Genomic DNA, 18,928 nt, shown 5'->3' with positions numbered 1-18,928 from the left:
TCTTTACTGCACACTATATTTTCAATGTGTGCGATTGACCATTAAATTTACATGATTATATTTCAGGTAGATTGTCAATATCGCGAATTTGAGATGAGAGAACTAACCATAATGCAGGCCGCCTACTGGGTAGGGCGGCAATCCGCTGCCGCGATGGGTGGCGTCGCGGCGCATCTCTATGCGGAATTCGATCACCAGGGGCTGGACGTGGGAACGCTGCGGCGGGCGGTGGAACGTCTCGGCGAAATGCATCCGATGTTGCGCCTGCGCGTCAGCGCCGACGGCCTGCAGGCTGTGGATGGCGACGGCCCGGCGCTGGAGGTCGATGATCTCAGCACCCTCGGGGAGGAGGCCGTCGCCAAGGCGCTATCGGCCAAGCGTCAGGCCAAGACCAACCAAAGCCTGCCCATTCATCTCGGCCGGGTCTGCGACCTCAGCCTGAGCCTGCTGCCGGGCGACCGCTGCCGCCTGCACGTCGACACCGACATGATCGCCGTCGATCCCCAGAGCTTTCGCCGGCTGATGGAAGATCTGGCCCGCTTCTATGAGGATAGCGATATGCCGGGCCAGCCGCGGCAGGCCTCCTATTTCGACTATCTGACCCGTATGGAGGCGGATGGTGAGCTGGCGGCCCGGCGCGAGAGAGACCGGGAATGGTGGCGCTCCCGCCTCTCCGAGATGCCGCCTGCCCCCGCCTTGCCCTCTCCCGAGGAGCCACAGGCAGGGATATGCAGCGATCGCCTTGCCGCGCAGCTCGGTCCATCGGAGCGCGAGGCGCTGACCCGGACGGCCCGGCGGCATCACCTGACCCTTTCAACCCTGATGCTCGGGCTTTTCGCCGCCGTGCTCGGGGCAAGCACGCCATCCCGGCGCTTCCGCCTGAACGTGCCGATGTTCCATCGCCTGCCCTATGCGGATGGCGTGGATGAGATGATCGGCGAGTTTTCTAATCCGTTGATCCTGCCGGTTACCCGCGTCGCAGGTGAGTCGGTCGAACATCTGTGCCGGCGCATCGGGGCCGAGATGACCCAGGCGATCTCGCATGCCGCCTATCCGGGGCCGAGCATCATGCGTGATCTCTCGCGCCTTAATGGCGAGGTGCAGCTTGCGCCCGTGGTCTTCACGGCAGGCCTCGATCTTCGTGGCAAGCTGTTCTCGGATCGGGTCACCCGGACCTTCGGCGCCATGGGCTTTGTGATTTCGCAGGGGCCCCAGGTCGCGCTCGATGCACAGGTCGTCTCGGCCTATGGCGGTATCCTGATCAATTGGGACGTGCGCCTGGACGCCATTCCCGAGGCCTGGGTCAAGGCGATGTTCGAGACCTATCTCGCCTGCGTGAGACATGTTGCAACCGTGCCCGAAGCCTTGAGCCAGCCCGTCGAAGCTGTGTTGGCCGCCTGCGTCGAAAGCAAGCCTGCCGCCATCAGTCACACCGGCCGCCCCGCGGCTCCCGAGGAACCTCGTTCAATGGCTCATTCTTCAGCTCCCGAAAGGGCGCTCACCCCCTTGCAGCGCGCCTATCTCCTCGGCCGCGGCGACCAGTTCCCACTCGGTGGCGTCGCCATGCAGGAATTTCGCGAATATCGCGGCAAGCTGGCTATCGACGAATTCAAGACCCGCCTGCACGCCCTCGTGCGCACTGTGCCCTGCCTTCGCAACCGCATCGACGCCGAGAACCTGACCCAGCACGTCGATGACGAGGCGAGGCTCAATCTCGATGAGATCGACCTGCGCGGCCTGCCAGCGGCCAAGGCCTGGGAGAGGATCGACGCCATGCGGGAGAGCTATGCGCACCATCTGCATGATCTCAGCCTGCCACCCTGGCACATGCTGGTGTTCCACCTTCCCCAGCCGCAGTCCGGGGAGGGGAGTTACCATTCCCATGCGGTGTTCGCCCGTTTCGACGCCCTCGTCGTGGACGGCCGCTCGATCGCTACGATCCTGCGTCAGCTGTTTGGCTCGGCTCCCCTCGCAACGAGCTCCCTCCTGGCGCCGGCGGCAGACCGGACGCTGTCGGCACAAGCCGAGCGAGAGGCGGATGCGGCCTATTGGACGCGCAAGCTGGAAACCGCCTCCGAACCGCCGCGGCTGCCCTGGAAGCGTCCCCTGGCCGAGATCAGGGCCTCCCGTTACGAACGCCGGAGCGTGACCGTGCCGCGGGACGATTTCGTCAAGCTGACCAAGGTCGGCGCTGCCCGAACGCTCTTCCGCCATTCCGTCCTGACGGCGGTGATCCTTGAAACCCTGGCGCATTGGACAAGCGAGGGGGGGCTCTGCGTCGGCGTTCCCGTTGCCCTGCCGACGGGGCCGATGGGCAATGATTCCACCTTCATCGTTGTCGACTATCGGGCCGGGGAGGGCACTTTCGACGACCGTGCCCGGCGGCTGCAGGCCGACACGCTCGAAGGCCTGGAGCACCTCGCCTTCTCGGGCGTCGATATCAACAGGGTCCTGATCAACCGCCATTCCGAAGGGCCGGCCCTGCCGGTGGTCGTCACCAACGGACTGTCCTGGGAAACGCTGGCCGAGGACAGCCCGGTGCGCCTGCATGGCGGTGTAACGCAGACACCGCAAGTGGCGATGGATATCCGGATGTCGATGGACGAACACAGGAACCTGGTCCTGTGCATCGATCATGCCCGCGAAGCCATCGACGGTACGGTGGTCGAGGCTATTCTGGAGGCCATGGCCAGGGCGATTGCAGCGGTCGGCCGGCGTGGCGAACTCGTCCTGCCGGCCGGCGATGTCCTCGACCTCAGCCATTACAGCCATAATGACAAGCCGACAAACCTGGCGCCTGCCGGCTTCCTTGCCCGCATCGCCGCGCATCTGTTCGGAGGCACCATCGCCAAGGATGCCCTGATCTGCGGCGAACGACGGATCTCCTATGCCGAACTCGGCGACCATGTTTCGCGCATCATGGCAGGCCTGCGCGAGCGCGGCCTCAGCCGGGGAGAGGTGGTGGCGGTCTGCCTTCCGCGCAGCCCCGAGCATGTCATGGTCACGCTCGCCTGTTCCCTCCTGGGGTTGGTCTGGGTCCCCATCGATGTGGGATCGCCGCCGGACCGTGTCGGCTATCTCCTGCAGAACTGCCGGGCGGCGCTCGTGGTCGGCCTCAGTCTCGCACCCGGCATCGGGGCCTTGCCCGTCGAGGCGCTGCTCTCAGCCGAGGTGGCAGCAGACGGGCTGGCCGCACCGGAATTCTTGAACGAACTGTCAGCCAGCGAGGACGCTGCCTATTATCTCTATACCTCCGGCACGACCGGCAAGCCGAAATGCGTGGTTGTCGCCAACAGGGCGACCTGGAACGTCATCGACCACACGCTGCAATTCTGGGGCATCGGCACCGAGGATGTCTTCATCTCCGTCACGCCGCTGCATCACGACATGTCAGTGTTCGATATCTACGGCGCCCTGTGCGCCGGTGCGAGCCTGGTCATGCCGGCCGTTGGCGAGGAGAAGGACGCCATCGGCTGGAACCGGCTGGTTGAACGGCATCGGGTTTCGGTGTGGTGCTCGGTTCCCGCCATCCTCGAAATGCTGCTCGCCTGCCAGCGCGGCGAACAGCTGAAGTCGCTTAGGCTGATCGCGCAGGGCGGCGACTACATCAAGCCGACGGTGATCGAGCAGTTGCGTCGTACCCACCCCGCCACCAGGCTGATCTCGCTGGGGGGCCCGACCGAGACGACCATCTGGAGCATCTGGCACGAGATCGGCCCCGATGATGCCGCCATCATTCCCTATGGGCGTCCCTTGCCGGGCGTGAGCTATTTCGTGCTCGACGAACGAGGCGAACATTGCCCGCCGCATGTCGTCGGGCGCATTCATACGGCCGGCGTCGCTGTCGCGATTGGCTATCTGGAAGATGGCGGGCTTAGCCAGAACGACTTCGTCTCCATCTCCGCCGAGGACGGACGGCAGGTTCGGGCCTTCAGGACGGGCGACCGCGGCTTTTATCGACCTGATGGCACCTTGATTTTCGCCGGCCGGGTCAATGGCTATGTCAAGATACGCGGTGTCCGGGTTTCGCTGCCCGACATCGAGAATGAACTCGCAGCCCATGGCTCGATCAAGCATGTCCTGGCCGTCGATTATCCCGTCGGCGATGCCGGCGAGTTGGCGCTGGCAGCGATCTATGTGAGCGAGGCGGGATCCGGGCTTCCCGTCGGGGAACTGCGCGCCTTCGCGCGCCAGCGCCTGCCCGAGACCCATGTTCCCATCCGCTTCCTTCGCGTCGAGGCTCTACCGCTCTCGGCCAATGGCAAGCCGGACCGCAACCGCGCCAGGCAGATCCTGCTCGAATCGGACGCAGCCGAAGGTGGCGGGAACGGTGCAATTCGCCCGGTTCCTGCATCGCCGTCCTCCAGCGGGCGCATCCTCGACATCTATCTGAGCGTGCTCGGTAAAGCGCGCCAGGATGGCCACGACGAGGGAGTGGATTTCGTGTCGATGGGCCTGCTGCCGTCGCATCTGAAGACCGTCGCCGGCCGTATCAGCGGCGAGTTCGGCGTGAGCCTGACTGCAGCGCACCTGCTGCGCTGCCGCAATGCAAGGCAGGTCGAAGCGTTGCTGGCTCGATGAATGCGCCGAGATCACGGGTGGCCGTCCCGACACCCGACACCCCATTCCAATATTCTGGATTTTTTCGATGCCGATAGAAGACGCCCCCCTCGACTGGATGAAGCTGACACCGCCGCAGTTGGATTTCTGGGAAGAGTTCAGCTTCCATCCCGACCAGCCGCTCTCCACCGTCGCCCATTATCTCGACATTGAGGGGGCAGTCGACGTTTCGGCCCTTTGCCGGGCCATTGCCCGCACCGTTCACGAAGCCGATATCCTCGCGGCGAGCTTTGCGGTTGCCCAGAGCGACGGGTTGCCGCGCCAGTGCCTCGACCCGCGGCGCCTGCCCGAGGTCAAGCAGATCGACCTCACCGATCGCCCGGATCCGGCGCGGGCGGCCATGGGCCTGATGCAGGCCGACATTCGCGCAAAGCTCGACCTCACGCGTCACCCGCTTTCGGCGCAATGGCTGCTGCGCATCGGCGAGAACCGCTATTATTGGTACATCCGGGCCCATCACATCATCCTCGATGGCTTCGGTCTCACCTTGATCGAGCAAAGATGCGCGCAGCTCTATGCCCATTTGCTGGGTCATGCCGGCGCCGGGCGTCCCTTCGATCGCTTTGCCAGTTTCCTGGCGGAGGAGGAGGCCTATCGCACCGGACCGCGCTTCGCCGAGGATCGCCGGTTCTGGCAGGACTATCTCGCCGGTCCCGGTTCGCTGCCGGTGGTGGACAAGGCCGGCGAGGGCTACGGAGCGGAGGGCCTGCAATCGCATGACAGGCTGCCGGACGATCTCGGCCGTATCCTGCGGCAGAGCGCGACCGAACTGGGCATCGCCTGGCCGGATCTGCTGGTCCTGCTGACCGGCCTGTATCTCCTGCGCCATGGCTCGGAGCAGGAAAGGGGCGGCAAAGGGCGGATGACGCTGTGGCTGCCCTTCATGAGCCGCTGGGGTAGCGTGGGCGCCAACATACCGGCCATGCTCTTGAACATCCTGCCGTTCCGCCTCGCCGCCAGCGGGGAGGAGCCGCTGGCGGTCCTGCTGAAGAGAGGAGCCAAGGACCTGCGCCGCCAGCGCGCGCATGGGCGCTACCGGATCGAGCATATTGCCATCGATTGTGGCCTGCCCGCGGGTTCGCGCTTCTTCTTTGCGCCGCTCGTCAACGTGCTGCCATTCGACCAGCCCGAATTCTCCGGTTGCCGGACAAGGCGCCACGTGCTGGCCAGCGGCACCGGGGAGGGCTTCAGCGTGACCTATCGTGCCGAGGACGATGCCGGTGCGCTCATACTCGAACTCGATGCGGATTCCGCCATCACCGGCCGTGATGCTTTCGAACGCCATCGCTTCCAACTGCCGGTCTTTCTCCGCCAGGCCCTGGCACCGCAGACACGGTCCCGTCCGGCGGGAGAGCTCTATGGCGAGGCCATGCCGATCGCCAAGGCCGGATAGCAGGCGCCGGCTCTTACCTCCCCTGGAGGGGGAGGGTAAAGAGTTGGCATTCCCTCACAGCTCATGCTGGCACCTATGAGCAGGGGTGCTTGCGTTCTCCCAGCAAGAGGAACCCTCAACGCTTCTTCAGCGCCTCGGCCAAGGCTGCACCGAAAGCGCCCTGTGCAGCCGGCTTGTCGGGCCGGCCCTGGTTCTGCCGAGATGGATTGGGCCTGGCCTTGTCGTCGCGCCTTGCGGGCTTGTCGGAACCCGACTGGCCGTCCCGCCGCATCGACAGGGCAATACGCTTGCGTGGGATGTCGACCTCGACGACCCGCACCTTCACGACGTCGCCGGCCTTCACCACTTCATGCGCATCCTTGATGAAACGATCGGCCAGTTGCGAGACATGCACGAGGCCATCCTGGTGCACGCCGATGTCGACGAAGGCGCCAAAGGCCGCGACATTGGTGACGGTGCCTTCCAGCAGCATGCCGGGCCTGAGGTCCTTGATGTCATCGATGCCGTCGGCGAAGGTCGCCGTCTTGAATTCCGGCCGGGGATCGCGGCCGGGCTTGTCCAGCTCGGCGATGATGTCACGCACCGTCGGCAGGCCGAAGCGTTCGTCCACGAAAGCCTGCGGATCGAGCTTTCTGAGGGCGGCACTGTCGCCCATCAGCGCACGCACGTCGCGCCCGCAGGCGGCGACGATCTTCTTGGCCACGCCATAGGCTTCCGGATGCACGGCGGAGGCGTCCAGCGGCTCGGCACCATTGGGGATGCGCAGGAAGCCGGCGCATTGCTCGAAGGCGCGCGGGCCCAGGCGGGAGACCTTGAGCAGATCCTTGCGGCTGGCGAAGGGACCGTTGGCATTGCGATGCAGCACGATGCCTTCGGCGAGCGAGGCGCCAAGACCGGAGACGCGGGCAAGCAGCGAGGCCGAAGCGGTGTTGAGGTCGACGCCGACGGCGTTGACCGCGTCCTCCACCACCCCGTCCAGCGAACGGGCCAGGCGATATTGGTCGACATCGTGCTGATATTGCCCGACGCCAATCGATTTCGGCTCGATCTTGACGAGCTCCGCCAGCGGGTCCTGCAGCCGCCGGGCGATCGAGACCGCCCCGCGCAGCGAGACGTCGAGATCTGGAAATTCGGCAGCGGCCGTCGCCGAAGCCGAATAGACCGAAGCACCCGCCTCGCTGACGATGACCTTCAGCGGCTTGGGCGCCGGCAGGGCGGCGAGCATCTCGACCACCAGCTTTTCCGTCTCGCGGCTGCCGGTGCCGTTACCGATGGCGATCAGCTCGACGTTATGGCGGCGGACGAGGGAAGCGAGTTCGGCCTGGGCGCCGCGCACATCGTTCTTGGGCGGGAAGGGGTAGACGGTGGTGGTGGCCAGAAGCTTGCCGGTGCCGTCGACGATCGCGACCTTCACGCCCGTGCGGATGCCGGGATCGAGGCCCATGGTGGCGCGGGAGCCGGCCGGCGCCGCGAGGAGCAGGTCCTTGAGGTTGCGCGCGAAGACCCGGATCGCCTCCTCCTCGGCCCGTTCGCGCAGATCGCCCATCAGGTCGACATAAAGGTGCAGTGAGAGTTTGACGCGCCAGGCCCAACCGACGACCTCCAGCAACCAGCGGTCACCCGGAAGGCTGTCCGCGATCGCATAGGTCTGGGCGATCATGCGCTCCACCGGCTTCACCGCCGAGGCATTGTCGGCGTCGACCTCGATGTCGAGCGACAGCACCTCCTCGTTGCGGCCGCGCAGCATCGCGAGGGCGCGGTGGCTGGGCACGCCCGACCATTTCTCGATATGGTCGAAATAATCGGAGAACTTTGCGCCGGCCGCCTGCTTGCCGTCGATGACGAGGGCGCGCAGGAAGGCCTGCTCCTTCATATAGCTGCGCAGTCGTCCGACCAGTTCGGCATTCTCGCTGAAGCGCTCGACCAGGATGTCACGCGCGCCTTCCAGGGCCACCTTGGCGTCGGGGACCTCGTCGCCGAGATAGGCCGCCGCAAGCTCCGCGGGCACAGCCGCCCGGTCGGCCAGGATGGCCTCGGCGAGCGGCCCCAGCCCGCGCTCGCGGGCGATCTCGGCCTTGGTGCGCCGCTTGGGCTTGTAGGGCAGATAGATGTCTTCAAGTTCCGCCTTGGTGGCGGCAGCGGCGATCTTGGCCTCGAGCGCGTCGTCGAGCTTGCCCTGCTCGCGGATGGAGGCAAGGATGGTCTCGCGCCGGGCCTCGAGCTCGCGCAGATAGGCGAGGCGTTCGGCGAGATCGCGCAACTGCGTGTCGTCGAGCCCGCCGGTCACCTCCTTGCGGTAGCGGGCGACGAAGGGGACGGTGGCGCCTTCGTCGAGCAGGGCAACGGCAGCCGTGACCTGCTGCGGCTTGGCGCCGATCTCGGCTGCAATGATCGTGGCCAGGCGCAGGCTGGCTCCGGTGGCGTGTTGCTTGCCGTTCATGCGCTCCTCGCTCGACAATGAGTCGCGCACCATAGGCAAGGTGGCACGGGATCGCCATGCCCGCGATCGGGGCACAGTGCTTCTCCACAGCCAGCCGATCTCGATCGCACCTCTCTTTCCACCAGCTTTTCAACCACCCGACGCCGATGGCCTGCACCACGTTGCGCGATTTCCCGAACAAGCTTGCCTCAATAAAATCGATGTGATTTATTCGCGTGGCGTCACTGCGCCACCATGAGGCGGAACCGATCCGCCCGATCGAGGAAACACCCCAGGGAGAAACAAGATGCGCAAGCGTCTGGTTGCCGCGTTGCTCGCCTCGGCCGTTGCCTTCGCAACCGCCTCGTCACAGGCCGAAGACCTCGTCACCAAGAGCCGGATCGGGCCGGCCGATGCTCCGAAATCACTGACCTTCCGGCTCACGGGCGACGGGCCTGACAGCACCGACCCGGTCTGGGCGGAGGGTTACAAGAAGCTGTTCGGCGACTTCATCCAGCGCCATCCTGGCTGGAAGATCGAGCTCGAACGCATGTCCGACAATATCGGCCAGGAGCAGGCCCGCATGCTCGAACAGGCCAAAGCCGGGCGGGGCCCCGATTGCGCCGCGGTGGATTCCTTCGTGCTGGCCCTGTTCATCGGTGCCGGCGTGCTCAAGCCGCTCGACGCCTATTTCACCAAGGACGAGGTCAACGATCTCTTCCCCTTCGTGCGCCAGGGCATCACCGGCAAGGACGGCAAGATCTATGCCTGGTGGTGGGATACCGATCTGCGCGTGCTCTACCGCAAGAAGGACGTGGTGCCGGACGCCCCCAAGACCTGGGACGAACTGAAGGCGGCAGCTCTCGCTTCCAAGGAGAAGGGCATGGAGGGCCTGCTCTTCAATGCCGGGCGCTGGGAGGCCACCACCTTCGACTGGCTCGCCAATTTCTGGAGCCAGGGCGGCAAGCTCGTCGACGACAGCGGCAAGCCCGTTTTCGCGGAGGGCGAGAACCGCGAGAAATTCCTCAAGGCTGTCAAATACTTCAAGGATCTCGTTGATTCCGGCGCGGCGCCCAAGCGCGTCACCACCATCATGAATTACGACGAGCTGAACGCCGCGGCCGCAGCCGGGACGACGGCGCTGTTCATCGGCGGCAACTGGCAATATGGCCAGCTCAAGACCATTCTCGAGCCGGAAGCCTTCGAGCAATGGACCTTCTCGGAGATTCCGGGACCGACCGCCGGGCAGAATGCCACCGGTACCGGCGGCTGGACGGTCGGAGCCTTTGCCAACGATCCGGAGAAGGTCGCCATGTGCGCGGCCATCGCCAAGGAAGTCTATTCGGGGCTGGGCAACGCCCTGCAGCAGCAACTGCCGACCTCCAAGGCGCAATATGACAAGTTCGACGTCTTCAAGACCGAGGCGAACAAGGCCTTTGCGGCGGCGCTCACCCATGGCCAGGCCAGGCCGGGCGTACCGATCTATGCCGAGATCTCCAACCAGATCCAGGTGATGATGGGGGATGTGCTGGCCGGCACCAAGACGCCCGAAGAGGCGCTCGATGCCGCCAATGCCGCCGTGCAGGCAGCCTATACCCGGCAAAAATAAGGGAAGGACAGCCGAACCCACAAATTGGTGCCAGACAGGAGAGGGACGCCATGTCGACGACCAGGGCCGCTATCGCCGCCGTGCCGCGCCGCCAGCGCGGGCTCGGCCTGGCCGGGCGGATCGACACCAATCCCTTCGCCTGGCTGGCGCCGGCCGTGCTGCTGCTCGCCGCCTTCTATCTCTATCCGATTATCGACGTCTTCCGCCTGTCCCTGACCAATGCGACGCTGCTCAGTTCCGAGGAGCGCTATACGCTCGACACCCTCTACGCCATGCTCGGCAATGCGGCGCTCGGCGATATCCTCCTCACCACCTTCGTCTTCTGCGCGGCGAGCGTGATCGGCCAGCAGGCGGTCGGCTTCGGCATCGCTTTGGTGGTGGTCCGCGGCGAGCGCCGCCGCCTGCCCGGCATGACGGTGATCCGCACCATCGTGCTGATCGCCTGGGTCATTCCCGGCATCGCCAACGGCTTGATCTGGCAGATGCTGTTCTCGGAGGCGCCTTTCGGGGCGATCAACAGCGTGCTTCGCATGCTGCATATCGCCCCGGTGGCCTGGCTGTCCGATCCGGGCAACGCCATGATTTCGGCCATCATCTCCAATGTCTGGCGCGGCACGGCCTTTTCGATGATCGTGTTCTACGCCGCGCTCAAGGGCATCGATCCTACGCTCTACGAGGCGGCCAATGTCGACGGCGCCAATGGCTGGCAGAAATTCCGCTTCGTCACCCTGCCGATGATGCGCAGCGCCATCCTGGTCAATTCGATCCTGATCACCATCCAGACGCTCAATACCTTCGACGCCATCATCTCCCTCACCGGTGGCGGGCCCGGGCGGGCGACGGAAGTGCTCTCGCTCTTCACCTACAACACCGTCTTCCGCAATTACGACCTCGCCGGCGGCAGCATGCTCTCCGTGCTGATGCTGGCGATCAGCCTGGCGTTGGCCCTGTTTTACGCCGCTTTCCTGCCACGCTGGGAGGATCGGACATGAAGGGCGAGCGCCGCGAGAAATGGGGCGATGTCGCCACCTATATACTGGCCGTGCTGATCGCCGCCTTCTTCCTGACGCCGCTCCTGTGGCTGCTGTCGCTGGCGCTGCGCTCGCGCCAGGAGGTGTTTCTGGGGGCAGCCCGCTTCATCCCCAAGCGCCCGACGCTCGCCAATTTCGAGCAGGTGCTGAGCGACCCCGCCTTCCTGGTCTATCTGTGGAACGGGTTGAAGCTCTCGGCGCTCGGGGGGCTCGGCTGTCTCGCGGTGGCAGCGCCGGCCGCCTATGCCTTTTCACGCTTCTGGTTCACCGGCCGCTCGGTCCTGATGATGGCGATCCTCGCCTTCCAGATGGTCTCGCCCCTGGTCATCCTCGTACCGCTCTATCGCTATATGAGCGATCTCGGCCTGCTCAACAGCCATTTCGGCGTGATCATGGTCTATATCGCCGTGGGCATTCCGATGTGCACCTGGCTGCTCAAGAGCGCCATCGACGCCATCCCGCGCGAATTGGAGGAGGCGGCCGCCATCGATGGCTGCAGCCGCTTCGGCATCTTCTGGCGCATCACTTTGCCGCTGATCACGCCCGGCATCGCTTCGGCCTTCATCCTGATCATGATCCTCAACTGGTCGCAGTTCCTAATCCCCTTCCTGCTGCTCAACAAGGATCCGCAACTGCCGATCGCGGTGGCGATCTTCAATTTCGCCGGCACCTCCAACGCCTCCACCACCCAGGTGCTGGCAGCCGCCTGCCTGGTGGCGGTGGTGCCGGCCATCATCGCCTTCGTGGCGCTGCAGCGCATGGTGGTGGGAGCGCTGACTGCCGGAGCAGTTAAAGGTTAGATCATAACATATTGTTTTATCTAGGAGTTTAAGATGTCTCTTACGATCCAGCAGCGGATCGCCCGCCTCGATGTCCGTGTGCTCGAGCTCGGCTTCTGGCGAGAGCACGAAAAGGTCGCCGTCGAAGGCTGGACCTTCGATGGCGAACCGATCGCCCTCGGCGCCGACTGGCCGAGGCGCGACGGCGTCGTGCATTTCGCCGCCAAGGCCGAGGTGCCCCAGTCCTGGCCCTTGGAGGAGGTCCGCCTGATCCTCGATCTCGGCGGCGAGAGCCTGGTCACGCTGACGAGCGAGGCCGGGCAGAAGCGCTACGGCCACGATCCCTACCACCAGGAATATCCGGTGCCCGGCCGGCGCTTCTCGATCGAGGCGGACAGCGTGGCCCGGCTGCCTTTCGGCGAGCCCGTACCCGAGCCACACCTGGTGGCGGCACGCTTGGCGCGCATCGAACCCGCCGTTCACAAGTTGCGCCTGCTGCTCAAGCAGGTGTCCGAGGTGGCGCACTTCCTGGGTGAGCATGAAGTCGTGCCGCATCTGGTGGGCGCGGCCGAGCGCACCTTCGCGACCCTCGACTGGCCTTCGGCCACCTCGGACTATGTCGCGCGCATGGGCGACTACACCCAGCAGCGCTCGATCTGGCAGTTGCCGGCCCTGAAATCGAACCCCGACGGCCTGCGGCAGGACCATCGCGCCAGCGTGGCGGCGGCGCATGATGCGCTCGTCGCCGAATTGCGCGCCCTCAAGGTCCGCTTTCCCCAGCAGGGCAAGCTCGGTATCACCGGCCATGCCCATATCGATCTCGCCTGGCTCTGGCCCTATGACGAGACGCGGCGCAAGGCGCGCCGCACCTTCCACACGGCCCTGCGCCTGATGGAGCAGTTCCCGAGCTTCGTCTTCAATCAGTCCACGGCTGCCTATTACGCCCAGATCGAGGAGGACGATCCGGCGCTGTTCGCCGATATCGTCGCGGCGGTGAAGAAGGGCCAATGGGAAACCATCGGCGGCATGTGGGTCGAGCCCGACACCAACATGCCGACGGGCGAGAGCTTCGTGCGCCAGATCCTCTACGGCCAGCGCTACTTCCAGCGCCAGTTCGGCGTGCGCCATCGCGTCTGCTGGCTGCCGGATTGCTTCGGCTTCTCGCCGGCCCTGCCGCAGCTGCTCAGGCAGGGCGGCATGGATTCCTTCTTCACCATCAAGGTGAACTGGTCGGAGACCAATCGCTTCCCGCACGACCTCTTCTTCTGGGAAGGCCTCGACGGCAGCCGGGTGATCGCCCACACCTTCGACAATCCGCTGCATGGCTATAATGGCTCGACAGAGCCGGCGGCCGTCATCCCGACCTGGAAGAATTTCCGCCGCAAGGACATCCATGACGAAAGCCTGCTCGCCGTCGGCTATGGCGATGGCGGCGGCGGCACCACGCCCGAAATGCTGGAGCGCCAGGCCCAGCTCGCCGATTTTCCGGCGATCCCGGCACTCAAGCCGGTCCGGGTCGAGGATTTCTACGCTCGTATACACAACGAAGTGCCGGCGGAAAAAATCCCGGTCTGGTCGGGCGAAATCTATCTCGAACTGCACCGGGCCACGCTGACCACGCAAAGTCACACCAAAAAGCTGCACCGCCACGCCGAGAGGGCCCTGATCACGGCAGAGACCGTCGCCTCGCTGGCGGCACTGCTCGGCGGCCCTCTGCCCGACAGCCTGGAGCCGGCCTGGCACAAGGTGCTCAAGAACGAGTTTCACGACATCCTGCCGGGCTCGGGCATTCGCGAGATCTACGAGGATGCCGAGCGCGAGCTCGGCAAGGCGCTGGCGACGGGCCGGGAAGTGCAGAAAGCCGGGCTCGCCGCCGTGGCGGCGCAGCTTCCCAAAAGCGGGTCGGCGGACGTGCTGGTGGTGGTCAATCCCGACCTTCATGCGCGGCCCATCCGCTGCGAAATCGACGGCGCTCCCCTGGCGCCGGAAGGGACGCTGCCTCCTCTGGGCATCGCTGTGCTCGATCGTGCCGGACTGGTGCCGACCTCGGGCCTCACGGTCTCGAAGACCGGCCTCGAAAACCGCTTCGTGCGGGTTGCACTCAATGGCGACGGCACGCTCGCCAGCCTTTACGACAAGCGTGCCGCGCGCGAGGCGCTGGCCGGCCGCGGCAACCAGCTCTGGGCCTATGCCATGGACAAGCCGCGCAACTGGGATGCCTGGGACATCGAGGACGACTACACTGCCAATGGCCAGGAACTGACGGCGGTGGAGGCGATCGAAATCGTCGAGACCGGTCCGCATCGCGTTGCCGTCAGGATCGTCAGGCGCTTCCGCGACTCCACTATCGCTCAGACATTGCGGCTGTGGGCCAACTCGCCGCGCCTGGAAATCAGGACCGATCTCGACTGGCATGATCGCCGCGTGCTGCTCAGGACCCTGACGCCGGTGGCGGTGCGCTCGGACTTCGCCACTTTCGAATGCGCCTTCGGCGTCGTAGGGCGTTCGACCCGCGACAACACCTCCTGGGAGAGCGCCCAATATGAGGTGCCGGCCCATCGTTTTGCCGATCTGTCGGAACCCGGTTTCGGCGTCGCCATCCTGAACGACGCCAAATATGGCCACAGCGTAAAGGGTAACGTGTTGGGGCTGAGCCTGGTGCGTGCGCCCATCTATCCCGATCCGCTGGCCGATGAGGGCGAGCAGAGCTTCACCTATGCGCTCCTGCCGCACCAGGGCAGCTGGCATGAGGGCGGCGTACGCGAGGAGGCGCTCGATTTGAACCAGCCGGTGCTGGCACTCGCTGCCACCGGCCTGCATCCGGGGTCGCATCGGCCGCTCGCCGTCGAGGGCATCGCGGCCGGGCTTGGCGGTCTCAAGCGGGCGGAACAGGGTGGGGGGCTCATCCTGCGCGTCTATGAGCCCGCCGGCGCCCGCGGTGCCTTCGCCGTCAAACCGGCCGCGGGCTGGCGGCTCGGCGAGGCCGTCGACATCCTCGAAGAGGCGGTGTTGCGGGCCGATGGCCCGGATCTCAAGCCCTTCGAGGTGCGCAGCTGGGTGCTGAAGAGGGAGTAACTTTCCGGGAGGGCGGACGTCCCTACGATACTCAAGTGAGTGTCGGACGATCCGCCTTCTCTTCATCGAGCGTCCCGTTTTCAAGAGCGGGCGACGACGCCCGCGCTCCCAGGAGAATGCCCGCGCCGGGCGCCACGGTTGACAAGATGGGATAGCGTGCGGCTTGATCGGTCCGGATATGAAATCCTCCCTCCTGCCGGGCGAGCTTGCCGGCTCCAATTCCGGCCACGCCGCCAGCCACAACCAGGCTGTGATCCTGCGCACCATCCGCTGGAGCCAGCCGATTTCGCGCACCGAGCTGGCGCGCCGTTCCGGCCTCAGCAAGCAGGCGGTCGCCCGCATCACCGAAAAGCTGCTCGATGACGGGCTGATTATCGAGGCACGCCGGCGCTACGGCATGCGCGGGCAGCCGGCGATCGAGCTGGAGATCAATCCCGAGGGCTGCTTTTCGGTGGGCATCGGCCTCGGGCGCGACCATCTCACGATCGTCGCCGTCGATGCGCTCGGCACGGTGCGTGACCGGCTGCATCGGGAGGTGCGCTATCTCTTGCCCGACGCCTTCTTCGCCGAGGTGAAGGAGGCTCTCAAGACCTTCCGGCGTCGCCATGCCATCGACGAGAACAAGCTGGTCGGCATCGGCCTCGCCATTCCCGACCTCCTGGGCGAGATTCCCTTCATCGGCATGCCCGAGGCCTATTCCATCTGGGAAGAGACGGATATCCGCGCCCGCTTTGCCGCCTTCACGGAACAGCCTGTCTTCATCGACAATGACGCGACGGCCGCAGCGATCGGCGAGCTCACCTATGGGCTCGGCGTGGAGATCCGCAGTTTCTTCTACATCTTCATCGGCGCGGGGCTGGGTGGGGGCATCGTGCTCGACGGCGCCTGCTATCACGGCTCGAGCGGCATCAGCGGGGAAATCGGCTGGCTGCCGCTATCGCCGGCGGGGGGGCGGGAAGGCGACGGCGTGCAGCCGCTCGGCCAGCTCGTCTCGCTGCTGCAGCTCTACGATTTTCTGGCCAGGCACGGCATCGCCGTCGCGCAGCCGCAGCAATTGCTGGCCCTCGACGAACGCGGTCGGGATCTGGTGGTGATCTGGCTGCGCATGGCCGCCCGGCATCTGGCCGAGGCAGCCATCGACATCGGCCTCCTGATCAATCCCGATGCGGTATTGATCGGCGGCCGCCTGCCTGTGACCTTGATGGACAAGCTGCTGCTCTTCGTCCACGAGGAACTCTCGCGCGATCCAAGGCCGATACCGCCGGTCTATCGTGCCGGAGGCTCGGAAGATGCAGCGGCGCTGGGGGCGGCAACCATGCCGCTCGCCCATGCCCTCAGGCTGGAGGCGGCCGATCCGGCCCAGCGGACGCGTTCGCCCTTGCGGGCCCGCGATCTTCGCTAAGGCTCTGGCGGACAAGGACGGTTCGGCGCATGTCCGGCAGCAGGATATCGAGGAAGGGGATCGCCGCGATCCCTTGTGCCACGCCCTGCTCGGAGAGTGTACTGCAGCGGATTTCCGGCAGCCAGAACGGGTGTGTCGGGTCGATCATCCGGCTCCGGCGCAGCACCTGCAGGCGTGCGGCAAGCGCTTCCAGAAGCAGCGTCGGCAAGCGGCCGCCCACCACGATCAGGCGCGGCCCGATGAAGGCTGCCATGGCGATGATCATGTCGGTCAGATGCTCGGCGGCATCGTCGAGCCATTGCTGCACGGCAGGGTCCGACAAATCATGGCTGGGCAGGCGGCTGGTCGCTGCTACCTCGTCGAGATAGCGCCCGTCGCGGCCGGTGCGCATCAATCCGACCAGGCCGGCCTTGTGCTCGGCGCCGTCGAAGACGGTGCCGCCGATGATCATGCCGGCGCGCACGGCGGCGCCGAGCAGGATGAAGACGAAACTGTCATCTGCCGTTGCAATGCCGGATTGCCTCTCGCTGATCGCCGCAGCGACCGTATCGCGTTCGACGATGGCCCGGTAGGGAGCAAGCGCGGCCCGGATCGCTTCGGCATGTTCGCCTGCCGTCACGCCGATGCCGAACAGACGGCCGCCCGGTGCCGTCGCCGAGAGCCGGGAGATCGCCCGCCGGATCCAGGCAGTGGCTTCGGCTGGCTCGCTCTCCGCGGCCGGCGCTTCCTCGGCAAAGAGCGGCGTGCCGGCAAGATCGGTGGCGATCAGCCTCGCCCGTGCGCCGGCAAGATCGACCCCGATCGACACGGCGCTGCCCCGGCGAATGGCAAAGCGGTTCGAGCGCCCCGAGCTGTTGGTCTCGATCAGGCCTTCGCCGGTCAGGCGGCGCAGGATGTTGGCGATGCCCGGCACGGTGAGGCCGGTGACATGGGCGAGTTCGAGCCGCGTCATCGCCCCGCCGCGCCGCAATGCCTCCAGAGTGACGCGCAGATTGTGATCGGCTGCCTGCACCAGATTGAGGCCCGAGGTCTGGTCGCGCCTTTCGGGAAAGCGCGCGGGAAGCGGGGGGCTGCGATCGATCGGCATGGTTCTTCGTCAAAGGTCGCTCGGGATGAGGCTGCGTGAACGATAACCTATCGGCGCCCGCCAGGGCAGGGCCGGTTTATGGGAGAGGGCCAAATCCATACGGGTTCTCGCTTAAACCGGCCGCAAGAACCCTGGCGTTATCGTCATCGAATCGTGGCGCGGCCGCCATGTGTCGAACGCTCACTCGACCGTGTCCGAAGGAAAACAGCCAATGGCGCACGATGATCGCACCAAGATCATTTCCAGAAGAACGCCTGAATCAGCGGCCATGCTGGCAAGCGTCCAGCGGGCGATGGCGATCACGGCGGCTCTCAACCGCTTGACGTTCAACGATGCGGATGAGGTCCGGACGCTGTTCGGCGACCTCATCGGCCGGAAGGTGGACGACAGCTTCATGCTGATCCCGCCATTCTACACGACCGGCGGGACGGACATCCGCGTCGGGCGCAACGTTTTCATCAATCAGAACTGTACGTTCTACGACCTTGGCGGTCTGGATATTGCCGATGATGTGATGATCGGCCCGAATGTAAGCATTCTCACGTCCAGCCATCCCCTCGAGCCTTCGCAACGGCGCGCCTCCGTCATCGCAAAGCCCGTTGCGATTGAGAGAAATGTCTGGATCGCTGGCAGCGTGACGATCATCGGCGGGGTGACGATCGGCGAAAATTCGGTTGTTGCGGCGGGTTCCGTGGTCACCAGGGACGTGCCCCCGAATACGCTCGTCGCAGGCAATCCGGCCAGGGTCATTCGCTCGATCGGCGACTGAGCGTGCGTCCACGGGGATGCTCACGGGTTCCAGCATCGCAAAACGCCCCGCAAGACGGCCATTGGGGCCGATCAGTCCCCGCGAGAGGCGCCGGCCTGCAAGGCAGCCTGGGGACTGCGGATGAAGAGCCAGGAGCCGATCCCGTCGGTCCCACCGCCTTGTTCGTCCTCCAGCCAGCCGCATTTGCGATAGAAGTTTCGTGCCACCTGGTTACGCGTCTGGCACTTCAGCGACAGGGCCGGGCCGTATTGCCTGACGGCCTCGCCGAGCAAGGCGGCCCCGACGCCGCAGCCGGCGAGGTCGGGATCGACATAGAGGTGATGCAGGAAATTCTCAGGCGTGTAGACGGCGGCGAAGCCGGCGACCTGGTTGCGCGCCTCGGCCACCAATATTCTTTCGCCCTTCGTGACCTCATCGAAACCAGGGCCGTCGAAGACGGGCCAATCGGCCCAGTAGAAGGCCTGGCGGCCGGCCTTGCACAGGATTCGGGCGCAAGGCTCGCGGTCGGTGGCGCTGAAATCGCGGATGATGACGTCGATCGGCACGCGATCCTCCCGTCTGGAGCGATCATTGGGGCGGGTTGCTTTCGCCAACCCTGGAGCAGATGCGTTCGAGCGCAAGCCTTGCCCGCGCTCTTGCACCTTGTTTCAGGCGTCTTCGCGATTCCCACCGATTCGTCAAACCGCAACCGAACCAGGAGAGGAGGCAGCCATTGCCGGGGCGGAACCGTGATCCGGCGCGCGG

The 18,928-nt window shown here is 65.4% G+C and carries 11 protein-coding genes; 8 read left to right on the top strand and 3 right to left on the bottom strand.

Going from position 1 to position 18,928, the window contains the following annotated elements; genetic code table 11:
* Positions 1-93: 93 nt before the first annotated feature.
* Positions 94-4,581 (top strand): amino acid adenylation domain-containing protein, encoded by a 4,488-nt coding sequence (locus tag ABXS05_RS14600; protein ID WP_367624403.1) that lies wholly within the window; start codon positions 94-96, stop codon positions 4,579-4,581.
* Between the two features lie 67 nt (positions 4,582-4,648).
* On the top strand, positions 4,649-6,013 hold the full coding sequence (locus ABXS05_RS14595; RefSeq protein ID WP_367624402.1) for a condensation domain-containing protein: 1,365 nt from the start codon (positions 4,649-4,651) through the stop codon (positions 6,011-6,013).
* Positions 6,014-6,128: 115 nt separating this feature from the next.
* Here the strand turns inward: ABXS05_RS14595 and ABXS05_RS14590 are convergent, their stop codons facing one another.
* The gene (locus tag ABXS05_RS14590; protein ID WP_367624401.1) at positions 6,129-8,453 is read right to left on the bottom strand and encodes a Tex family protein; all 2,325 of its coding nucleotides are present in this window, start codon (positions 8,451-8,453) and stop codon (positions 6,129-6,131) included.
* A gap of 286 nt (positions 8,454-8,739) precedes the next feature.
* On the opposite strand from ABXS05_RS14590, the gene ABXS05_RS14585 reads away from it, so the two are divergent.
* From ABXS05_RS14585 to ABXS05_RS14565, 5 genes are all read left to right on the top strand, one after another.
* Positions 8,740-10,041 (top strand): extracellular solute-binding protein, encoded by a 1,302-nt coding sequence (locus ABXS05_RS14585; protein ID WP_311941193.1) that lies wholly within the window; start codon positions 8,740-8,742, stop codon positions 10,039-10,041.
* A 50-nt stretch (positions 10,042-10,091) separates the two neighbouring features.
* A complete protein-coding gene (locus ABXS05_RS14580; RefSeq protein ID WP_311941196.1) occupies positions 10,092-11,033 on the top strand; it encodes a carbohydrate ABC transporter permease in 942 nt (313 codons plus the stop codon).
* Positions 11,030-11,872 (top strand): carbohydrate ABC transporter permease, encoded by an 843-nt coding sequence (locus tag ABXS05_RS14575; RefSeq protein ID WP_367624400.1) that lies wholly within the window; start codon positions 11,030-11,032, stop codon positions 11,870-11,872. Before ABXS05_RS14580 ends, ABXS05_RS14575 begins: the two co-directional genes overlap by 4 nt.
* Before the next feature lie 33 nt (positions 11,873-11,905).
* The gene (locus ABXS05_RS14570; protein WP_367624399.1) at positions 11,906-14,926 is read left to right on the top strand and encodes an alpha-mannosidase; all 3,021 of its coding nucleotides are present in this window, start codon (positions 11,906-11,908) and stop codon (positions 14,924-14,926) included.
* A gap of 178 nt (positions 14,927-15,104) precedes the next feature.
* Entirely contained in the window at positions 15,105-16,328 is a 1,224-nt protein-coding gene (locus ABXS05_RS14565; RefSeq protein ID WP_367624398.1) for an ROK family transcriptional regulator, read from the top strand.
* Here the strand turns inward: ABXS05_RS14565 and ABXS05_RS14560 are convergent.
* Positions 16,261-17,415 (bottom strand): ROK family transcriptional regulator, encoded by a 1,155-nt coding sequence (locus ABXS05_RS14560; protein WP_367624397.1) that lies wholly within the window; start codon positions 17,413-17,415, stop codon positions 16,261-16,263. The two genes, ABXS05_RS14565 and ABXS05_RS14560, sit on opposite strands and share 68 nt — an antisense overlap.
* A 211-nt stretch (positions 17,416-17,626) precedes the next feature.
* On the opposite strand from ABXS05_RS14560, the gene ABXS05_RS14555 reads away from it, so the two are divergent.
* The gene (locus ABXS05_RS14555; protein ID WP_367624396.1) at positions 17,627-18,184 is read left to right on the top strand and encodes a sugar O-acetyltransferase; all 558 of its coding nucleotides are present in this window, start codon (positions 17,627-17,629) and stop codon (positions 18,182-18,184) included.
* Between the two features lie 71 nt (positions 18,185-18,255).
* Here the strand turns inward: ABXS05_RS14555 and ABXS05_RS14550 are convergent, their stop codons facing one another.
* Positions 18,256-18,729 (bottom strand): GNAT family N-acetyltransferase, encoded by a 474-nt coding sequence (locus ABXS05_RS14550; protein ID WP_367624395.1) that lies wholly within the window; start codon positions 18,727-18,729, stop codon positions 18,256-18,258.
* Positions 18,730-18,928 lie beyond the last annotated feature (199 nt).

Origin of the sequence: Labrys neptuniae, assembly GCF_040797145.1 — a bacterium.
Classification (GTDB): Bacteria; Pseudomonadota; Alphaproteobacteria; order Rhizobiales; family Labraceae; genus Labrys; species Labrys neptuniae.
This window is presented reverse-complemented; position numbering and strand designations above follow the sequence as displayed.